General features: G+C 61.9%; 16 protein-coding genes. 9 read left to right on the plus strand and 7 right to left on the minus strand.

Going from position 1 to position 20,990, the window contains the following annotated elements:
- Positions 1 to 32: 32 nt before the first annotated feature.
- Positions 33 to 251, minus strand: a complete 219-nt coding sequence (locus ACTJLB_RS16685; RefSeq protein ID WP_020066774.1) for a tautomerase family protein — start codon at positions 249 to 251, stop codon at positions 33 to 35.
- A 430-nt stretch (positions 252 to 681) separates the two neighbouring features.
- On the opposite strand from ACTJLB_RS16685, the gene ACTJLB_RS16690 reads away from it, so the two are divergent.
- The 6 genes from ACTJLB_RS16690 (at position 682) to ACTJLB_RS16715 (ending at position 9,702) form a co-directional block, all read left to right on the plus strand.
- Positions 682 to 1,128, plus strand: a complete 447-nt coding sequence (locus ACTJLB_RS16690) for a hypothetical protein (RefSeq protein WP_144028142.1) — start codon at positions 682 to 684, stop codon at positions 1,126 to 1,128.
- A 151-nt stretch (positions 1,129 to 1,279) separates the two neighbouring features.
- Entirely contained in the window at positions 1,280 to 3,715 is a 2,436-nt protein-coding gene (locus tag ACTJLB_RS16695) for a hybrid sensor histidine kinase/response regulator (RefSeq protein WP_440783896.1), read from the plus strand.
- 647 nt (positions 3,716 to 4,362) lie between these two features.
- Entirely contained in the window at positions 4,363 to 5,883 is a 1,521-nt protein-coding gene (locus ACTJLB_RS16700; RefSeq protein ID WP_440783897.1) for a helix-turn-helix transcriptional regulator, read from the plus strand.
- 73 nt (positions 5,884 to 5,956) lie between these two features.
- Positions 5,957 to 7,438 (plus strand): ATPase domain-containing protein, encoded by a 1,482-nt coding sequence (locus tag ACTJLB_RS16705; RefSeq protein WP_440783898.1) that lies wholly within the window; start codon positions 5,957 to 5,959, stop codon positions 7,436 to 7,438.
- 162 nt (positions 7,439 to 7,600) lie between these two features.
- A complete protein-coding gene (locus ACTJLB_RS16710; RefSeq protein ID WP_027778691.1) occupies positions 7,601 to 8,278 on the plus strand; it encodes a heavy metal response regulator transcription factor in 678 nt (225 codons plus the stop codon).
- Complete coding sequence (locus tag ACTJLB_RS16715; protein ID WP_440783899.1) at positions 8,278 to 9,702, plus strand: heavy metal sensor histidine kinase; 1,425 nt, start codon at positions 8,278 to 8,280, stop codon at positions 9,700 to 9,702. Before ACTJLB_RS16710 ends, ACTJLB_RS16715 begins: the two co-directional genes overlap by 1 nt.
- Here the strand turns inward: ACTJLB_RS16715 and ACTJLB_RS16720 are convergent.
- The 3 genes from ACTJLB_RS16720 to ACTJLB_RS16730 are packed head-to-tail and all read right to left on the minus strand — an operon-like array spanning position 9,683 to position 15,644.
- Positions 9,683 to 11,179, minus strand: a complete 1,497-nt coding sequence (locus tag ACTJLB_RS16720) for an efflux transporter outer membrane subunit (RefSeq protein WP_440783900.1) — start codon at positions 11,177 to 11,179, stop codon at positions 9,683 to 9,685. The two genes, ACTJLB_RS16715 and ACTJLB_RS16720, sit on opposite strands and share 20 nt — an antisense overlap.
- A 19-nt stretch (positions 11,180 to 11,198) precedes the next feature.
- Positions 11,199 to 12,440, minus strand: a complete 1,242-nt coding sequence (locus ACTJLB_RS16725) for an efflux RND transporter periplasmic adaptor subunit (protein ID WP_440783901.1) — start codon at positions 12,438 to 12,440, stop codon at positions 11,199 to 11,201.
- Positions 12,441 to 12,449: 9 nt separating this feature from the next.
- The gene (locus ACTJLB_RS16730) at positions 12,450 to 15,644 is read right to left on the minus strand and encodes an efflux RND transporter permease subunit (protein ID WP_440783902.1); all 3,195 of its coding nucleotides are present in this window, start codon (positions 15,642 to 15,644) and stop codon (positions 12,450 to 12,452) included.
- A gap of 347 nt (positions 15,645 to 15,991) precedes the next feature.
- Between ACTJLB_RS16730 and ACTJLB_RS16735 the strand changes: the two genes are divergently transcribed.
- Positions 15,992 to 16,309, plus strand: coding sequence for a DUF4148 domain-containing protein (locus ACTJLB_RS16735; protein ID WP_088174345.1), 318 nt, complete (start codon positions 15,992 to 15,994; stop codon positions 16,307 to 16,309).
- Positions 16,310 to 16,471: 162 nt separating this feature from the next.
- On the opposite strand, the gene ACTJLB_RS16740 is transcribed toward ACTJLB_RS16735, so the two are convergent.
- Both ACTJLB_RS16740 and ACTJLB_RS16745 read right to left on the minus strand, forming a co-directional pair.
- Positions 16,472 to 17,455 carry an aldo/keto reductase gene (locus ACTJLB_RS16740; protein WP_310351720.1) on the minus strand — a complete coding sequence of 328 codons (984 nt, stop codon included), beginning with the start codon at positions 17,453 to 17,455 and terminating at the stop codon, positions 16,472 to 16,474.
- Between the two features lie 13 nt (positions 17,456 to 17,468).
- Positions 17,469 to 18,242, minus strand: coding sequence for an SDR family NAD(P)-dependent oxidoreductase (locus ACTJLB_RS16745; protein ID WP_440783903.1), 774 nt, complete (start codon positions 18,240 to 18,242; stop codon positions 17,469 to 17,471).
- A 127-nt stretch (positions 18,243 to 18,369) separates the two neighbouring features.
- Between ACTJLB_RS16745 and ACTJLB_RS16750 the strand changes: the two genes are divergently transcribed.
- Entirely contained in the window at positions 18,370 to 19,299 is a 930-nt protein-coding gene (locus ACTJLB_RS16750; RefSeq protein ID WP_440783904.1) for a LysR family transcriptional regulator, read from the plus strand.
- Positions 19,300 to 19,425: 126 nt separating this feature from the next.
- Here ACTJLB_RS16750 and ACTJLB_RS16755 read toward each other — a convergent pair whose 3' ends face one another.
- Positions 19,426 to 20,130, minus strand: a complete 705-nt coding sequence (locus tag ACTJLB_RS16755) for an SDR family oxidoreductase (protein ID WP_440783905.1) — start codon at positions 20,128 to 20,130, stop codon at positions 19,426 to 19,428.
- A 271-nt stretch (positions 20,131 to 20,401) separates the two neighbouring features.
- Between ACTJLB_RS16755 and ACTJLB_RS16760 the strand changes: the two genes are divergently transcribed.
- On the plus strand, positions 20,402 to 20,980 hold the full coding sequence (locus ACTJLB_RS16760) for a TetR/AcrR family transcriptional regulator (protein WP_288826467.1): 579 nt from the start codon (positions 20,402 to 20,404) through the stop codon (positions 20,978 to 20,980).
- Positions 20,981 to 20,990 lie beyond the last annotated feature (10 nt).

The following is a 20,990-nucleotide window of genomic DNA, read 5'->3' on the forward strand; positions in this document are numbered from 1 at the left end:
CCGGTGAACCCTGCGCGTTCCCCGAACGACAGTTATTTCGACTTCGGAGCGAGTCCCATTTTTTCGAGCGTCAGGGTTTCGTCGGCGCGGCCCCATCCTCCATCGGCAACTTCCTCGACAAGGACCATGGAATACGGGCGGACACCTTCACCGAAGTATTCGACGAACATCGCCGTAGTGCGATGGATGATCTCTTCCTTGCGCGCGTGATCCAGAATGCCTTCCGGGAACTTGTAATTTGCAAACGGCACAGTGCTTCTCCTGTAGATGCCTCGTTGACGAGGCGCATGTCGTGGCACCGGGCGGTCCGGCATGACTGACCGCATTTTTGTCGTTGCCCGCCTTGAGATAAAGAGTGGCAGATGGACAACTGCATTCGAGGTCGATCAATAATGAGTGAGCGAAGGGGCTGTAGACGGCGCGGTGTTGCTTGCTGCCCAACAGTGCGTCACCTGGAGATCGCTGTAAGTCGGTTTAGCGCCGAAACCAGTGTCATCAGACGATTCGTTGCATCGTCAAGGAGCACCGCTGCGCGCCGGGCGGACCGCTGCTGCACGCGAATGTTTGCTCGATCGCGACGGACGATAGCGAGTCGGTACAAATAATGCTGGCGCATTTGCAGCCAGGCCGGTTGCATGCAGTTATCGTTGATGCAAGACAAGGACTACCACCGGGGTAACGATGACTTTGAAAAAGTACCCAATGCGACTCTTTCTATGGCTGCTGACGCCCGCCCTCTTTTTGTCGACACCGGCATTCAGTCATGCACTGGATCAGGAAATGGCATGCGAGGGCACGCCCCATGACTTCGTCGAGGAACTGGTCGATCAGCAATCGATTGAGACGCCAGCCAACCGCGTTCAGCCGGATTCAGTCAACGCGTTCCGCCCAACCCGCGGTGCACATCTGACCGCGTTCGGTTTCCGGGTGAAGGCGATTTTTGGATATCAGCCCGGCGATCCGCTTTTCGAGGCCGGCACCGGCAAGCCAGCGTCCGCGCCGCTCTATGGCGTGGTCGTGTTCGGCTCGTCCGAGTCGGTGCAGCGTGAACTGGCTGCGGCGGGCAGCCATGCCGTCACTCATTCGGTGATTCCGATGGTGCTAACCGCAATTGTGTGTGCGCAATGACACATGACGAAGCGCCGCGCCTGGTCAGCTCGACCGGTGGCGGATACGTTTAATCATGCCAGCGCCAACGGCACCCGCGAACGCGCTGCGCAGGCCGTGGAGACCGTTGAGCAGGCAACTTTAGAAGATTTCGATTGCGGTGGAACTGTGTATGTTTGCTAACACTAGAGCATTGGCTGTCGCGCTATTAGAGGCGAATCCCGCTGCGTGTGCAGTGCTCGCTCGTGACTTGACCGTAATTGAAGCTAACGTCCGTTTCAGCGACCTGTTCGACTATCGCCCGTCACCGTCGGTGTCCACGAGCCTTGTTTCTCTCGTCATCGAGAAGCTGCCGGTTCTGTCGAGGGAGGCGTCGCGAGCAAAACTTCTGGCGGCCGCGGGCCGAGCATTTGAAGAAGGTCGAACGCAGAGCGTCGTCATTGCCGACGCTGCGATCGATGCGGACGTCGCGCAGGATGCTGCTGGTTCTGAGTCGGGCATCACGTGGCGGATCGAATTCAATCCTCTTGCCGTGGACGATGCCATCGACATGGCTCCAGCGATGGTGGTGCTGGTGAAGTCCAAAGACGCTGCGGGCGAGGTTTCATCGGCAGGCAGAAAGTTAGAGGACACTGCCGCGTCCGGGAACGATGACGCTCGTGACGATTCGGAATTGCGTCGATTGCTGTTGGAGGCCCGATATCACGCGCTGGTGAAGGTGGCCAGCTCGGCGGCCTACGTGTGCGATGCCATGGGCAGGTTCGTGGTGCCGCAACCTTCGTGGGAAAGCTATACGGGGCAGCCTTGGGAGAAGCACCAAGGTTATGGGTGGGCCGAAATGATCCATCCGGACGATCGGCTCGTAGCGCAGACAGCGCTGAACACGTCTCTCGAAACAGACGGGCCGTATCGCGCGGACGTCCGGCTGTGGCACGCCGCATCTTCGACCTACAGACGCTGTCAGATTCGCGCGGCGGGCTCGCATGACGAGAGCGGCGCGATCTACGAATGGGTGGGGATGATTACCGATGTCGAAGAAACGCTAATCAACGCGCAAAGTCTCACGGAAGAACGCGAGCGTCTCGACCTGTCGATCCAGGCAGCCGAAATCGGCACGTTCCATTGTCCGATTCCGCTGGACCGGATCATCTGGAACGTCAAGTGCAAGGAACACTTCTGGTTGCCTGCAAACGCCGAGGTCGGCTTTGACCTGTTCTACGCAAGGATTCACCCGGACGACAGGCAAAAAACCCGGGACGCTGTCGAGAAGGCGGTCAACGAAGGTGTCCCCTACGACATCGAATACCGAACTGCTTCGCCATCGGGCGATATCCGGTGGATTCGTGCCAAGGGACGAACACATGTAGACGAAGCGGGTCGGCCGCTGCGGTTCGACGGTATCACCATCGACGTCTCTTCTCACAAGGCGCTTGAAATGGAGCGCGACCGGCTGCTGACAAACGAGCGGCTGTTGCGGTTAGAGGCGCAACACGCCAATCAGCTCAAAGATGCCTTTCTTGCTACCGTGTCTCACGAGCTGCGAACGCCACTGAATGCGATGCAGTCGTGGCTCTATCTTCTGCAACACGAAAACACCGATCCCGAACTCATCGCGCGCGGCATCGAGGCGATAGATCGCAACGTCGAACTGCAAACGCGGCTTGTCGACGACCTGCTGGATCTGAGCCGGATCGCCGCCGGCAAGCTGTTCATCAATTCGAGCGAGGTCGATCTCGTGCCGCTGCTCGTCGCCGAAATCAGTGACGTTAAGTTGGCTGCGCGCGCTAAAGGAGTCGAGATCGTCCCGCGGCTGGCAGACACATTGCTCGTGGAGGGCGACCCGCTCAGGCTGCGTCAGGTGTTTTCCAATGTCCTCAGCAATGCGCTGAAATACTCGAGCGCTAAAGGGAAGATCGATATCGTTGCCAGTCGCGCCGGCAACTGGGCGGAGATACGGGTTGAGGACAATGGAGCGGGAATTCCTGCTTCTTTCATCAACCACGTATTCGAGCCATTTGCACAAGCTTCACAGGCGACGACACGCCGCTTCGGCGGGCTCGGTATTGGTCTCGCAATCGCGAAGAGCATCGTGACGCTGCATGGCGGATCGATCACGGCCCATAGTGAAGGCGACGGGCGTGGGAGCACGTTCGTCGTTCACATTCCTTTGCTAGCCGAAGATAGAGAACCACCGGCTGGACCGCCGCTGACCGACATAGTGACATCGTCCCGCGACGAAGCGCTCGCCGGCATCAGAGTGCTTCTGGTCGAAGACGAAGCGGACGTCCGCGATGCGATGCTCGCCGTGCTGGAGTCCGCTGGAGCCGGAGTGCGGGGTGCCGAATCGGCGCCCGAGGCGCGTCGGCAGATCGATGCGGAGCAATTCGACGTCATTCTTTCAGACATCGGCATGCCGGACGAAGACGGCTATTCGCTTATCCGCTCACTGCGGCAGCAGGCCAATCAAACGCCCGCGATCGCGGTGACAGCGTTCGGGCGTCCGGAAGACAGGGCTCGTGCATTGCAGGCCGGCTTCGACCTGCATATGCCGAAGCCCGTCGAGCCGATGAGTCTCTTCAGGGCCATTCGGGAACTGCTCCGAATATAGGTCCCCAATGACGTCGGCTGAAGCATACCGAGCGGCGGCGCAACGCTACGAGCGTGATCGAGGTCCTGCGTGCGCGCGCCGCTCTTCCTCACGCGTGGATCTTTGTGTGCGTCGTTCTCTCGCGGCCTTTTTCTCGGCTGCACCCTCCGCTTCCGCATGAGTGTCGCCGATTACCTTGCCGATCGCTTCCTTTACCGAGCCTTGTGCTTCACTTGTCTGAGTCGTCCTTCCTCGTGAGTGATTCATTTTTGTCTCCCGTCTTGCACCAAACAAAACCATTGTCTTTCATAAGGTAAGGAAGAGCGGCGCTCGGAAAGTTCCCGACCGACATTCGAACCGGAACTTTGGACGCTAAGAGGGCAGAATCATTTGCTGTCAACATGCAATTGCCCCCACGCTTTGGGTGCATTTGCGGCTACCGGTCGGTAAATACATCCCTGATAATCTCGCGATAGCGAACGCGTCCGGAAGACCCTGTCCGCACGTTCTGCATGTTGCTGCCGCATATGCCGTTCGGGACGATTTCCATGGCGTGTGCGCGACCCGACAGGCGGTTGCAACCGGCGAGTTCGCCGGTGCGCCGCCGCGGGCGCTTTCGTCCTTGAACCTTGCCGCGACGCGGCGCCCGAACCGAACAGCCAGCCGCGATGGACGCTTCCGTGCAACGCCCGAAAACTGACCGCCGTCAGCTCCAGCAGATCATCGCAGGCCTGAGCGAAGGGGTCATTCTCATAGAACCCGACCAGAGCATTCGTTGGGCCAATCAGGCCGCCCTCGACATGCATGGCGCCAGCAGCATCGAGGAACTCGGCCGGAATGTGTCCGAGTACCGCCAAAGATTCCAGCTTCGCTACCGGAACAATCACCGCATCGAACCGGGCAGCTACCCGATCGATCGAGTGGTCGCCGGTGAATCTTTTAGCGACGTACTGGTGGAGGTCGCACCCGCTGGGCAAGCAGAGCCGCGCTGGGTTCACCGCGTGCGAAGTCTGGTGATTACCGACACCGACGGCGAGCCGGATTGTCTCGTGCTCATCCTGCACGATGCAACCGAGTGGGCAAGCGCGGAGGAGCGCTTCGAAAAGACATTCGGCGCAAACCCGGCGCCCGCCGTTATCTGCAGGCTCAGCGATCTGCGTTTCATCAAGGTCAACCGCGGCTTTGTCGAGATGACGGGCTATACACGCGAGCAGGTAATCGGGCGTTCAGTCTATGAACTGGATGTTCTGGAAAATGCTTCGCAGAAGGAGCTGGCCGTCGAGCGTCTGACAGCAGGGCAGACGATTCCGCAAATGGAAGCGTTGCTGCGCCTCGCGGACTCGGAGTCCAAGCTGGTTATCGTCGCCGGACAGCCGATCGATCTCGCCGACGAGCCGTGCATGCTCTTCACGTTCATGGATCTCGAGCCGCGCAGAAAGGCCGAACAAGCGCTGCGTCGCAGTGAGGAGCAGTTTGCGAATGCGTTCAGGATGGCTCCCATTCCGACCATCGTCTACGCACGTGATTCGCTCCGGCTGCTCGAGGCGAACCAGGCGTTTCTCGACGCCACGGGTTTCGCGGCCGAAGAGCTTGTCGGTCACACGCTCGAAGAATCGACCTTCTGGGACGCAGAGGATGCGCACGCGAAGATAGAGCAGATGCTCGCCACGTCGGGCAACCTGCGCAACGTCGAGTTCAAGGTGCGCACGCGGGCCGGGCTTGCGGTCGACTGCCTGATCTCCGCCGAGTCGGTCCCCATTCATGGCGACGACTGCGTGCTGATGGTGTTTCAGGACATCACCGAGCGCAAACGCACCGAGCTCGAACTCCTTCTCGCGATCGAAGCGGTCATGCAGGACGCGTCGTGGTTCAGCCGGTCGATTCTGGACAAGCTTCGTCATATCCGCAGCGGGACGGCACCCGGCAACATCGATGCGGCGATTTCGGACCTGACACCGCGCGAGCGCGACGTTCTCGCGCTGATCTGCGAGGGCCTGGCCGACAAGGAAATTGCCACGAGACTCGGCGTGGCTCCGAACACCGTCCGCAGCCGCGTGAGCACGCTATACGCGAAGCTCGGTCTGCACAGCCGCAGCGAGGCGATCATCTGGGCGCGCGAACACGGCCTGCCGGCTGGCGGCGTTGCAAGCGCGCGTCCTGCGGCACGCGCTTCCCGACGTTCTTCCTGACTCCGATGCCGGCACAGCCGGCGTCTTTTTACCTCTCATGGAAAATCAAAGTTCTGACCTCCGTGGCAGTCACATGGACCGCCACGTATCAACCGGCGTTGCCGGCCTCGACGAGATCCTGGCCGGCGGTCTTACGGCAAGCCGGGTCTACCTGGTCGAAGGGCCGCCCGGCGCGGGCAAGACGACTCTTGCACTGCAGTTCCTGCTCGAAGGTCGACGCCTGGGGGATACCGGTCTCTACGTCACGCTGTCCGAGACCGCGTCCGAGTTGCGTTCCGTTGCGGCGACTCACGGATGGTCGCTCGACGATCTGGCAATCGTGGAGTTGTTGAGCGACGAAGGGCTCACGCCTGAATACGAACAGACGGTGCTGAATCCGGCCGAGCTCGAACTCGGCGAAACGGTGCGTAATGTGATGCGAGAGGTCGAGCAGGCTCGTCCGACACGTGTGGTGTTCGACAGCCTGTCCGAGCTACGGCTTCTGTCGCAGAGTCCGCTGCGGTATCGGCGGCAGTTGCTCGCGCTCAAGCGGTTTTTCGGCAACCGGAACTGCACAGTGCTGCTGCTCGACGACGAGACTTCCGACGCCGGCGACGTGCAGTTGCACAGTCTGGCACATGGGGTCATCAACCTGAATCAGGTCACGCACGAGTACGGCACGCAGCGCCGGCGTCTGCGCGTCGTCAAGATGCGCGGCGTGGCCTTTCAGGGAGGTTTTCACGACTTCACGTTGAAAAGCGGCGGCATTCAGGTTTTCCCGACGCTGGTGGCCGGGGATCGACACGTACAGTTCGATCACGAGAATCTTTCGACCGGCGTGCCGGAACTCGACGCGCTGCTGGGCGGCGGCCTTGCGCGCGGAACGAATACTCTGCTGGTGGGGCCGTCGGGCGCGGGCAAAACCACTACCGTGCTCCGGTGCCTGCAGACGGCACTCGAACGGGGCGAGCACGCCGTCTACTATCTCTTCGACGAAACGCTCGGCACGCTACTGCGTCGCGCAGCAGCGCTCGGCATGAATCTTTCGCCTCATCTGGAGAGCGGTCTCCTGTCGATCGAACCGATAGATCCAGCGGAGCTGTCGCCAGGGGAATTTACTCACCGCGTCCAGGCGGCGGTCGAGACGCACGGTGCGCGCGTGGTGGCTATCGACAGCCTCAATGCATATCTGCAGGCGATGCCTGGCGAAAAATACCTGATGCTGCAGATGCACGAGCTGCTGACCTATCTGAACCAGCAGGGCGTCATGTCTCTGCTCGTCCTCGGTCAGCACGGGATCATCGGCGAGATCCAGAGCAATATCGACGTGAGCTACCTGAGCGATGCATTGCTGCTGTTCCGGTTCTTCGAAGCAGAAGGCTCGGTGTTGACTGCGGTGTCGGCGGTCAAAAGCCGGACCAACATGCACGAACGCTCGATCCGGCAATTCCGGCTAAGCGACAAGGGACTCGAAGTAGGCGATGTGTTGAGCGACTTCAAAGGCGTGTTGTCTGGACTGCCGTCTTACACCGGACATACGCATTTGCTCGGCGCGAATGCCGTCGCCTCCGAGTGAGAAGCCGTCGCCCGTAGCGGGCACATCCCGGTAAAAACTGACGCAAAGAACGAGGCGACGCCCTTCGAACACCGCGGCGTGACGGAACATTTGGAACATTTCGGTAACATTCGTCCAGTCCCTTAAAATGCCGGGATTGATCCACTGACGCCGGAGCTGGTGATGCGTATCCTGGTGATCGAAGACGAGCCGAAAACAGGCGCGTACCTGAAAAAGGGCCTGGAAGAATCGGGCTATTCCGTCGACCTCGCCAACGACGGCGCCGACGGCCTGCTGCTCGCACAGGAGCAGGACTACGACGTGATCGTCCTCGACGTGATGCTGCCGACAATGGACGGTTGGGCCGTGCTGAAGGTACTGCGCGCGACTCATACCACGCCGGTGCTGTTCCTTACCGCGCGCGACGACGTGAACGACCGCGTGCGCGGTCTCGAACTGGGCGGCGACGATTACCTCGTCAAACCATTTGCGTTTGTCGAACTGCTGGCTCGGGTGCGTACTTTGGCGCGGCGCGGTCCGCCGCGAGAGAGCGAACTGCTGGCGGTCGGCGACCTGGAAATGGACATCAACCGGCGGCGCGTGAAACGCGGCGCAACGCGTATCGATCTGACGCCCCGCGAGTTCTCGCTGTTGCAACTGCTTCTGCGCCGTCAGGGCGAGGTGCTGAGCCGCACGCAGATCGCTTCATACGTGTGGGACATGAACTTCGACAGCGATACGAACGTGGTCGAGGTGGCGATTCGCCGCTTGCGAGCGAAGATCGACGACGCTTTTCCCGTCAAGCTGATCCAGACCGTGCGCGGCGTTGGATACGTAATTGAAGCGAAAGAGCCGGACTGATGGCAGCACGCTCGCTGACCGCTACGCTTGCACTCGCATTCGCGGGCACGACGCTGCTCGTGTTCGCGCTGGTCGGCAGCGTGCTGTACTTCGCGCTGGACCGCCAGGTCAAGCAGCAGGACGATCTCGATATCGTGCTGATCGCGCGGCACACGCGGCGTCTCGCGCAGGAGCTCAATACGCTCGACGAACTGCGCAGCCACGGCGACCGTCTGACTAGCCAGGTGCTGGGCAACCTGGCGCTGTCGATGGAAGTGCGCGATCCGCAGCGCAAGCTGCTGTTCGAACACAACACGGCGGCCATTGCCGACACTACGACGCCGTCGCCTGCGCTCATGAAACGAATCGGCGCCTCGCAACGCATCACCGAAGCGGACATCGCAGAGTGGCGCACCTCGCAGGGCGTGCCGGTGCGCGGACTTGCTGCGGATGTGATGTTGCGCGACGGCACGCCGGTCACGATCATCATCGCGCGCAATATGGCGGACCGCTGGCGCCTGCTCGACCGGTATCGCGATCGGCTGTATGTCGCGGGTCTCGCGGGTATGCTGCTCGCGTTTCTGATGAGCTGGTTGCTGGTGCGCGAGTCGTTGCGGCCATTGCGCGAGATGGCGCGCAGCGCGGCCACCGTCACCGTCGACAAATTGCACACCCGCATCGAAGCCGATGGTGCGCCGAACGAACTGGCGGCGCTCATCGCGTCGCTGAATGCGATGCTGGATCGCCTGCACGGCGGCTTTGAACGGATGTCGCAATACACGGCGGACCTCGCCCACGATATGCGTACGCCGCTTGGCAATCTGCGCGGATCGACTGAAGTCGCGCTGGCACGCCCACGTTCGGCCGATGAATATCAGTCCGTGCTCGCATCGAATCTCGAAGAGTGCGAACGGTTGTCGCGCATGATCGAAAGCGTGCTGTTTCTAGCCCGCGCCGAACACCCGCAGTTCGTCAAGACGTTGACGCAGGTCGATGCGCAGCAAGAGCTGTCGCGCATCGCCGAATACTTCGAGGGCGTCGCCGATGAAGCCGGCGTGCAGATTCGCGTAACAGGCGGCGGCCAGTTGCGCGCCGACGTGGAACTGTTCCGGCGCGCCGTCAATAATCTGCTTGCGAATGCGCTCCGTTATACGCCGCGCGGGGCCCTGATCACACTGGATGCACAGACCCCAGCCGAGGCTCCGCATACGCTGCGTGTGACCGTGGCGAACGAGGGCAAGCCGATCGATCCGGCCTTGCTCGAGCGGGTGTTCGACCGCTTCTATCGCGTGGACCCGTCGCGCAAAAGCGAGCCGAATGCGTCCGGATCTGCGGGCCTGGGTCTTGCCATTGTGCGCACCATCATGGAACTGCATGGCGGCAGCGCGCATGCCGAAAGCGACGCGGCCGGTACACGCTTCATTCTCACGTTTGCGGCCGCGTAGATGGCGAGTTCGGTGGCGCGGTCGCCGCCGTGTTCCCGCTTTCATCGAGCGAGTTGCGACTCCAGCCGCCGCCCAGCGCTTTTAGCAACTGCACGCTGGCATCAACACGCCGTGCATCGATCAGTTCCTGCGTGCGTTCATTCGTCAACGCAATGGTTTGTGCGGTCACGACATCCAGGTAGCTCACGGCTCCTGCCTGATATCGGTTCGTCGTGAGCTTCAACGACAGCTCAGCGGCCGATGTCGCGCGTTGCTGGCTGTCCGCTTCGCTAGCCAGTGTCGTCAGCGTGGACAGGTTGTCTTCCACTTGCTGGAACGCGGTCAGCACAGTCTGCCTGTAATCCGCTACTGCGCTGTTGTACTGCGCGTTCGCGCCCTTCAACGAGGCATCGCGGCGGCCGCCGTCGAACAGCGTGCCGGCCAGTTGCGCGCCGAGCGACCAGAAGAGGCTGGGCGCCGTGAGCCACGGCGCGAAGAACGTGCTTTCGAGTCCGGCCGTGGCCGACATCGTCAGGTTGGGATAGTACGCGGCGCGCGCCTCGCCGATCTGAGCGTTGGCCGCCGCGACGCGCCGCTCGGCGGCTGCGATATCGGGTCTGCGTTCGAGCAGTTGCGACGGCACGCCCGTTGGAATCTGCGGCAATCCCACGCTTTTCACTTCACTGGCCAGTGCGAACGACGACGCCGGCATGCCGATCAGCGTCGCAATGGCGTGTTGAAGCTGCGCACGCTGTACGTCGATGTCCGTGTCCTGGCTGCGGGTGCTCTCCAGTTGCGTCTGCGCCTGCGCAACGGCCGATGCGTCGATCGCACCGTCCTTTAACTGCTGTTGCACGATGCTCAAGGCCGCGGCATATGCGGTAACGCTGTCGTCGAGCAGCTTCTTCTGACGATCGAGCGAACGCAGATCGAAGTAGTCGGTCGCGAGATCGCTGGCGACCGACAGGCGCACGGACTGAAGGTCCGCCTCGCTTGCCTGCGCGTTGTCGCGCGCATAGACGGTCGCGTCCTTCACCCGGCCGAACAGGTCGGGCTCCCAACTCGCGGTGGCGCCCACCGAATAGTCGGGCACCGTCTGTCCCGCAAGCGAATGCCCGAGCACGTTCTGCGACAACCTCGTGCGCGACTGCGCCGCGCCCGCCGTTACCGTGGGTGCGTAGCCGGCACGCTGGTAGTCGAGCATCGCGCGGGCGGCCTGCAACTGCGCTACCGCTTTCGCCACGGTCTGATTCGACACGTCGACGCGCGCTTCGAGCTGGTCCAGTTCGGCGTCGTGAAAGAGCGTCCACCACGGGCCGGGCGGCTCGGCATCGGCTGGCGCAGCGACGCTCCAGCCGGGTGCCGCGGCGCCTGCGTATTGAGTGGGAACGGCCGCTTCCGGTTGATGATACGTGGGCAGCGTCGAACACGCAGTCAACGCGCAGGCGGTGACGATAGCCGCGCTGCGACGGGCGAATGGATGAAGAAGAGTGAGCATGAGCCGTCTCCTGGATCGCTTAACCGTGCCGTGCCGCGGCCGCGGCGACGCGCACCGGCTGGCCGTCCGCGAGGGCATCGCCCGGATTGTCGATGACCTGATCTGTCGACGTGACGCCGGTCGCGATTTCAACGTAGGTGCCGAAGTCCCGGCCGATCGTCACCTTGCGAGGATGCGCGCGACCATCCTGTCCGATCACCGCAACCGTGACGCCATCGGGTCTGAACAGCAATGCGCTCACCGGAAGTTCGAGCGCGGGGTGCTGCGTGCGCAACGCCAGATGAACCTGTGCATACGCGCCGGGCAACAACGCGCCGTCGCGATTGTCGACGTCGATCTCAACGCGCAGTGTCCGGCTGACAGAATCGATTGCGTCGGCGCTGCGCGCGACGGTCGCCGCAAAGGAACGGCCCGGATACTGCTGGGTGGTCAGATAGACCTGTGTGCCTGCGGTGACGCTGCCGGCGTCGTCCTGCGGCACATTCACGTAGACGCGCAAGCGGTCGGTCTGCTCGACGTGGAAAAGCTCTCCCGGCGCACTCGCAAGACCCGGCGATCCTCCTGAGGTGACGAGCGCTCCGACATCGACGTTGCGCACGGTGACGACGCCGTCGAACGGCGCGGTCACTTTCTCGTAAGACACGAGCTCGCTCAAGCGCGCGACGTTCGCCTGCGCCGACGCGAGCGCGGCGAGTTTCGCGGCGCTGTCGCTCGTCTTTGAATCGGCATCCTGCTGCGACACCGATTGCGTTTGCAACATCGTCTGCCAGCGCCGCGCGGTGCTGTCCGCGAACGCGTAGTTCGCCTTTGCGGTGGCCACGTCGGCGCGTGCCTGTTGCAACTGGGCGTCCAGCTCCGGCGTTTCGATGTCGGCGAGCGTTTGTCCGGCTCGGACTTTCGTGCCGATGTCCGCGTACCAATGCCGAACATAGCCGCTCGTGCGCGCATAGATCGACGCGTCGGCATACGGCATCACCGAACCAGGCAACAGCAGTTCCTGCGAAGCCGGCGCCGGTTTCGGCCGCACAGCATCGACGATCGTTTCGCTTTGCGCGGCGACCTGTTGCGAGAGTTCGGTGCTCGCATGCAGACGCGGCACGATTCCGATGGCTAGCAGGGCCGCTGCAATCGTCAGCAGGGCGGCGGGCAGCAGGAGCGCGCGGCGCTTCCCGGGTTGCGCGCCGGTGTCGTTGCGAGCGGGTACGGCAAGCTCCGTCGATGCCGTGCCATCGCGGTCCTGCGGAAGGTTGGACTGAGTCATGGCTTTTCCTTATCGAGCTTGAGTATTCATCGGCACGGCGGCAGCGCGAGCCGCGCGACGCCGCGCGAGCCACGCATGTACCGCCCCGAACACGACGGGTACGAACATCAGCGTCGAGAGCGTGCCGAATGCCAGGCCGCCAATCACCGCGCGGCCGAGCGGGGCGTTCTGTTCGCCGCCTTCGCCGAGGCCGAGGGCCATCGGCAGCATGCCGATCAGCATGGCGAGCGCGGTCATCAGCACGGGCCTGAAGCGGTTGAAGCCCGCATCGAGCGCGGCGGCGAGCGGCTCCATGCCGGCCTGCAACGACTCGCGCGCCGTGTTGATCACGAGAATGCTGTTTGCCGTTGCAATGCCGATGCACAGAATCGTTCCGGTAAGAGCCGGCACGCTCAGCGTGGTATGCGTCGCGAACAGCATCCATGCGATGCCCGCGAGCGATGCCGGCAAGCCGCTGATGATGATCAGCGGGTCCAGCCACGACTGGAAGTTCACGACCATCAGCAGATAGACGAGCGCGATTGCGAACACGAGCCCGGCGCCGAGACCGGCGAACGACTCGTTCATCGACTGCACCTGGCCGCGCATCACGATCGACGAACCGGGCGGCAACTGCGCGCGCGCCGCGTCGACGATTCTGGATACGTCGGCGGCGACGCCGCCCAGATCGCGTCCCTGCGTCGCCGCGAATATGTCGAGCACCGGCTGCACGTTGTAGTGCGAGACGACCGCCTGTTGCGAGCTGCGATCCAACGTGCCGAGTGTGCCGAGCTGGTTCTGTGGCGCGACCGTGGCCTGATTCGTGGTCAACGGAATGTTCGAGAGCGTTTGCAGCGAGTCGATGTCGTACTGCGGCACCTCGGCCAGCAGGGGATAGCTGACGCCGTTCTTCGGATCGAGCCAGAAGTTCGGCGTAGTCTGCGAGCTGCCCGAGAGCGCGATCAACATGTTCTGCGCGACGTCACGCTGCGTGAGGCCCGCCTGGATAGCCTTCGTCCGGTCGACGTTCACGTCGATGGTCGGCGCGTCGCCGGGCTGCTGGATGCGTGCGTCGACGAGACCGCGTACACCGCGCAACTGCGCAAGCAGCCGGTCGGCCACCACGCGGTTCTTATCGAGCTGATTGCCCACGATCTGCACGTCGATAGGAGCGGGCAGGCCGAAGTTAAGGATCTGGCTGACGATGTCGGCGGGCAGGAACGCGAACGTCACACCCGGAAACGATGCGGCGAGCACGTTGCGCAGTTGCGCGACGTATTGCGCGGTGGGTTTGTGCTTGGGCTGCAGCGTCACCAGGATATCGGCGTCTTCGGGGCCGACCGGATCGGACGAGTCGTAAGTCAGGTTGATGCCGCTGACCGGCACACCGATGTTATCGAGCACGGCCGCCTGCTCCGACTTCGGGATCACGCTGCGAATCTTCGCTTCGACCTGATCGGTGATGCGCGCTGTTTGCTCGATGCGGGTGCCCGTCGGTGCGCGCAGATGCAGCCGGATCTGACCGGTATCGACGGACGGAAAGAAGTCGCGGCCGGCGAACGGGACGAGGATCAGCGACGCGAGACACAGCGCGACATAGACCGGCACGAAACGGCGGCGTCCCGAGATCGCGCGTCCCAGCATCGCACGATAGCCGCTGCGCAACGCCTCGAAGTGCCGTTCGAACCGCGCCTGGAAACGCGCCACTGCAGCAAAGCGTCCCTGCGCATTGTGGCCTTCTTTGGACGGCGCGCGCATCAGATACATTGCAAGCGTCGGGATCAGTGTGCGCGAGAAAAAGTAAGACGCGCACATGGCGAACACGACCGCTTCCGCAAGCGGAACGAACAGATAACGCGCGACGCCGGACAGCAGGAACATCGGTACGAACACAATGCAGATCGACATCGTCGAGACGAACGTCGGCACTGCGATCTCGCCCGAGCCGTTCAGGATCGCATCATGCAACGGCTCGCCCTTTTCCAGATGGTGCGTGATGTTTTCAATCGCCACCGTCGCGTCGTCGACCAGAATACCGACGGCGAGCGCAAGGCCGCCAAGCGTCATGATGTTGATGGTCTGCCCGAGCGCTGCAAGTGCAATCAGCGACGTCAGCACGGCGAGCGGAATCGTCACCGCAATGATCAGCGTTGCGCGCCAGCTGCCGAGAAACAGCAGGATCATCGCGGCCGTCAGGCATGCGGCGATCAGCGCTTCGCGCACCACGCCCGAAATGGCCGACTTCACGAACACGGACTGATCCGATAACGGGGTGATGTGCAGCGCTTTCGGCAAACCGGCCGCGATCTTCGGCAGCATGTCTTTGACCTGCTGGATGATCGTCAGCGTAGACGCGCTGCCGGTCTTTTCGACTTGCAGCAGTGCAGCGCGCTTGCCGTCGCTGCGCACGATGTTGGTCTGCGGCGCATAACCGTCGATCACATGCGCGACGTCGCGAACGTACACCACGCCGCCTTGCACCGTCTTGATCGGCAGGTCGTTGAGCGCAGCGACGCTCTTCGTGCTGCCGTTCATCTCGACGTTGTATTCACGCGAGCCGATTTTCGCGGTGCCGCCCGGCAGAATCAGGTTTTGCGCATTGACCGCGTTGACGACGTCGATCGGTGCGAGTCCTTTCGCCTGCAGCGCCTTGGGATCGAGCTCGACCATGATCTGGCGGATCTTGCCGCCGAACGGCAGCGGCACCGCCGCGCCCTGCACGGTGGCCAACTGCGTGCGGATAAAACTGTTACCGAGATCGTAGAGCGTCTGTTCGGGCAACGTGTCGCTCGACAGGCCGAGTTGCAGGACGGGCACCGTCGATGCGTTGTACGTGATGATGTTCGGCGGCAAGGTGCCCGGCGGCAGGACTCGCAAGATCGACGCGGAGTTCGATGCGGCTTCGGCGATCGCGCGGTTGATGTCGGCGCCGGGGTGAAAGAAGATCTTCACGACCGAGACGCCGTTTAACGACTGCGACTCGATGTGCTCGATGTCGTCGACGTCCGTCGTGAGCGCACGCTCGTAGTTCGACGTGATCCGGTGCGCCATGTCTTCGGCGGAAAAGCCGTTGTACGACCAGACAATGCTGACCACGGGAATGTCGATGTTCGGAAAGATGTCGGTCGGCGTGCGCATGATCGCAAGCGGGCCGAGTATGAACAGCAGCACGGCCAGCACGATAAAGGTGTAGGGCCGCCGCAGGGCCAGTCGGACTATCCACATGACATTTCCTTGGACGATGGGCTAGAGAGATGGCCCGTGCCGCGGTGCGTCCAAGCGATGCAATGCGGCGGGCTGATGACGTCGCAGTGTGCCGATCCGTCACTGACTTGTAAGTGACGGCGTCATTACAAGTCTGTTATCTGCGTGGGGTGCAAAGACGAGCGGGCGACGGCAGAAAGCAAGGGGCGCTGAGCGCGCTCGAAGATGACAAGCTTGTAATGCGCTGGTCAGCATTGGGTCAGTGCTCATTGCCCACAATCCGTTCAACCCTTCACGAATCGCAACGGAGGGAATCCGGGCCGCGCTCATCGTGAATGTGGCCGCAACTCACAGACAGGTGAATGATCATGAAAGCACTGCTCAACGTTGTTCTCGTTTCCTGCGCACTGGCCGCGCCCGCGCTTTCTTTCGCGCAAACCGTCGATCAGCCGGTGACGCGTGCGGAAGTGCGTGCCGATCTCGTGCAGTTTGAAATGGCCGGATATCGTCCGGTCGCATCGGACGCGCAGTATCCCGCGGACATTCAGACCGCCGAGGCGAAGGTGTCCGCCGCACAGACTGCTACGTATAAGACGTCGGTAGGGGGCGTGTCGATGAACGGCTCGTCGCAGGCAGGCGCGCCGGCATCGGTGGACGGTGCCGGGCGGATCTACTTCGGACATTGAGCCGCGTTGGCGGTGTCATGTGCAACCGCCGGGCGGGCAATGAATGCGTTCCTCGCGATGCGGGCCGCCCGGGTTGTCACTGGTTGTCGCTAGTTTTCGCTGGTTGCCGGTGCTTCCGGCCGGTAACCGGAAAGCAATGTTCGACGGCTTCTTAACGAGGCTTTACCACTGCTGATGGACAAACGGCGCGATCTTTTGCAGATATAGCGCGCGTAGGACCTCCATGGCCGAATCTGTCAGGGGCGGCAGTTCGCTCGCCTCAGCGTTTGCTTTGGCTTGCGCTGCGTTCTTTGCCCCTGGGATGACGGTCGTCACTCCATCGTTCATGAGAATCCAGCGAAGCGCGAACTGCGCCATCGTGGCGTTTTGCGGGACGAGTGAGCGGATTTCGTCGACGGCTTCCAGAGCGACGTCATAAGGAACGCCGGCAAAGGTTTCGCCCTTGTCGAAGGCCTCGCCGTTACGATTGAAAAGGCGATGGTCATTGGCCGCAAACGTCGTCTCGCGCGTCATTTTTCCGGTGAGCAGGCCCGACGCAAGAGGCACCCGGACGATAACGGCGACTCCCCGGTCACGAGCTTCCTGAATAAAGCGGGCCGGCCTTTGCCTGAAAATGTTGTAGATGATCTGTACCGACTTCACACCCGGATATTCGATCGCTTTCAGACCTTCTTCGACTTTCTCGACCGACACACCGTAGCTGCTGATCTTTCCCGCTGCGACCATGCGGTCCATCGCATCGAAAACCTCCGGCCGGTAATAGACCTCGGTCGGTGGACAATGAAGCTGTACAAGATCGAGCCGCTCCATCTCCAGGTTCTTCAAGGACCGGTCGACAAAAGCATTCAGATTCGCTGCGGTGTAGCCTTGCGCCACGTGCGGGTCCAGTCGCCGCCCTGCCTTGGTCGCAACGAAGGGTCGCGGTCCCGAACGTTCCTTGAGCACGTCCGCGATGATCCGCTCCGAGCGGCCGTCGCCGTAAACGTCGGCCGTGTCAATGAAGGTTGTACCGCTATCGAGCGCCGCATGCAGAGCCGCCTTTGCATCGCTCTCGGCGACGTCGCCCCATGAACCTCCAATGGCCCACGCGCCAAACCCGATTTCAGAGACGCTCTTTTCTGCGTGTCCGAACTTCCGTTCTTTCATCTTGATTCTCCGTTCATGGCATGAGTTGTCCGCCGTTGACCTCGATGATCTGCCCCGTGATGTATCCCGACATGGCGGGAGACGCGAGGAACAGGAACGCGCCGACGCACTCCTCCGGCAGGCCTTCTCTGCCCATCGGCACCGTGGCAGTCTGCGACGCCCAGATTTCCGGCGGCGTGTATTTGTCGTGGAACGGCGTCTGTATGAGTCCGGGTGCTACTGCGTTCACACGGATTCCGTCGTTTACAAATTCCTTTGCGTGGCCACGGGTCAAACTGCTGACAAAGCTTTTTGACGCGGCGTAAAGCACCGCTCCTGCGCCGCCGCCCGTACGCGCGGCAACGGACGACGTATTGATGACGTAACCACGTGATTCCTTGAGAAACGGATGGGCAGCCGAGGTTGCTTCCCAAACCGATCTTGCGTTCAGATTGACGACGCGTTCGAAGTGGCTGGCCGAGGCGCTTATAGATGCCAGCCTACCCAACATGGCGCCGGCGTTATTGATGAGCCCATCGAGTCCGCCTAGCAGTTGCGCCGCTTCCTTCACGACCCGCGATGCTTCGCCCGTCTCGCTGACGTCGCCCTGGACAAGATGAATGCGCTCCGGCGATTCCGCACGCAGCGCTTGCGCAGCCGCTTCGCTCTCGTTGAAATGCGCGACCACGTGCGCGCCCTGTGCGGCAAATGCGCGAACAATAGCCGCTCCAATTCCAGTCGAGCCGCCCGTGACGAGAACTCTCGTATCCTTCAGATCGCCGATCTGTATTTGCTCAAGTCCATGCATGGAATTTCCTCCGAATGGATAAACATGAGCGGGGCATACGCCGCAGCGCTCCGGGATTCGCGACGAAGAAAATGATTACATACCGTAGAATGAAACGGATTCACTGGAACGATGAACGGCATTCATCATGGCAAAGAACGACCGGATCGATTTTGCGGACTTAAGGCTGTTTCTTGCGATAGTCAGGTGCCGGAGTTTCCGGCTGGCTGCAATCGAACTCGGGCAGACGCCGTCGGCAGTCAGTCACGCGATGCGGCGGCTGGAAGACCGCCTCGGCGCAAAGCTGCTTAACCGGACGAGCAGGGCGGTTTCGCCCACGGAGGCGGGGCTCGATCTCGCTTCCCGGCTGGAAGAAGGCTTCAATCAGATCGGTTCGGCTCTCGAGAGTTTTGAAGCGCCGGGTACCGCGCGGCTCGGCTCTTTACGTCTGAATGTTTTCGCGGATGCCGCCCACTTGCTGGTCGCACCGGCATTGCCGGAATTCGCACGCCTTTGCCCCGATGTGCAGCTTACGGTCGTGGTCGACAACCGGCCGATCGACATCGTTGCAGAAGGATACGACGCCGGGATTCGCTACGGTCATCATGTTCCCGAAGACATGATTGCAGTGCCGCTGACCGGCCCGCAGCGATGGGTGATGGCCGCGTCGCCCGCATACCTGAAGAAACACGGCACTCCTCGTCACGTCAGCGAACTGGCCGATCACAACTGCCTTCAGCTTTTGCTCGGGGACAATTCGAGCTACCGTTGGGAAGTCAGCGTCGCAGGTAAAACAACCCCGATCCGGGTGCCCGGGTCGATCACGATCAACGACACCGCAACCACGATTAGCGCGTGCAAGGCGGGAATGGGCATAGCGTATCTGCTGGAGGCTCGAATCGCCGATGAGCTGGCGCGGCGTACCCTGAGAGTTGTGCTCGAAGACCATGCGTGCGCTGAGGATCCACTCCACATGTACTACAGTGGTCGTCGATACAACCACCCGGCGTTGCTTAGCCTGATCAATATCATCCGGAAACAGCAGTCACTCGCGAAGATTTCAAGGTCGCGTGAGTGAGCGGGGCCGGCGCCGCTAATTGCTGCCGTTGCCGTTGCTGTTGCCACGAAGGTTCATTTGACGTGGACGTTCGTCGTGCTGTCCGTCGCACGCTTTCGCATGCGACGGACGAGCGCTCCGATGCCGTTAATGAGCAACCGGCTCGTTGAGATAGACGCCCGAGGACAGTGCGGCTTTTACCTCTCGCGTGAACTCGTCGGTGGATACTTCCTCCGCGCCGGCCTCAATTGCGTCGTATGCCTGACGCACGACGTCGGCCGGCGTCGCCTTCGGCACTTCCAGCCCGCGCGTCAGACCCGTATCGATGAAGCCGGCGTGAAGCCCGACGACTTGCGTATGCTGCTCGCGCAACGAATGACGCAGGCCGTTGGTCAGCGCCCACGCCGCCGACTTCGACACGCCGTAACCAGAGAGGATCGGCCGGTTCACCCAGCTCGCGACCGAAAGCACGTTCAGAAGCGCGCCGCCGCCGTTGCGGGCGAGGTTGCCCGCAAACGCCCGCGACATCGCCAGCATGCCGAACACGTTGGTTTCGAGGTGATCGCGCAACGCGTCGATCGCGCCGTCGTCGGTCAGGCTGCCAAGCCGTGCGATGCCCGCATTGTTGATCAGCAGCGTGACGTCACCCGCCGCCTCGACGGCAGCGGCGACAGCCGCTGGATCGGTCACGTCCAGTTTCACCGGCACGACGCCTGGCAGCGTCACACTGGCCGGATCGCGCGCGCCCGCATAGACCTTGCGCGCTCCTCTCTCGAGCGCCTGTTTCGCAAACTCAAGACCAAGGCCGCGGTTCGCTCCCGTTACGAAAACAACAGAACCTTCGATTTTCATGACAAATCCTTCATACGGTTAATCGCAGGCGCGTCGGCTCACCGGGCGCATGGCAACTGATCAAAAACTTCCTTGCGTATTTCGGAATGTGTTGCCTTGTGGACCGTGCCGTCGGCTTCGCTTCCCATCACGCCCGGAAGTCCGCTAGACTTATGTCAATGTCGATCGACATCGTCTTTTCAAGCATTGTGTCGACGTGGATCGGGTATGTCAATGGTGATCGACATTGTGTTTGTTAATCGATGCGATTGTCTGGATAAGGGAGGGAGTGATGGGTGTGTCTCGGCAACAGGCCGCCGAAAACCGGAGCGCGATTGTCGCGGCCGCCGAGCGGCTGTTCCGCATTCGCGGCGTCGACGCTGTGGGGCTCGCGGAGTTGATGAAAGAAGCCGGTTTTACGCAGGGTGGCTTTTACAACCACTTCAAGTCGAAGGACGCGCTGGTCGCCGCGGTGATGGAAAAGGCGATGCAAGACTATGCGGATTCGCCGAACGCCGGTAGCCTGGTCAAGCAAACCGCGCGCTATCTGTCGACCCGGCACCGCGACAACATCGAGGCGGGGTGCCCGCTGTCTGGATTCGTTGGCGACGCTCCCCGGATGACCGCCGCCGCGCGTGTGTCCTACGCGCACGGCCTGGCGGCGTATCTCGACCGGTTTGCGGCCATGATATCCAAGGAAGGCGCGACGCCGGAAGAAACCCGCCAGGACGCCATTGCGGCGTTCAGTCAGATGGTCGGGGCGCTCGTGTTGTCGCGCGCGATTGCAGATGCCGATCCCGCCTTCGCCGACGAAATCCTCGAAGCAGGACGCCGCACGCTCGCCGATGAGACGCCGCCTACGGCTCCTTGAGCGCTACCGT

The organism is Paraburkholderia sp. 22098, assembly GCF_052045935.1.
In the GTDB taxonomy this organism is placed as follows: domain Bacteria; phylum Pseudomonadota; class Gammaproteobacteria; order Burkholderiales; family Burkholderiaceae; genus Paraburkholderia; species Paraburkholderia caledonica.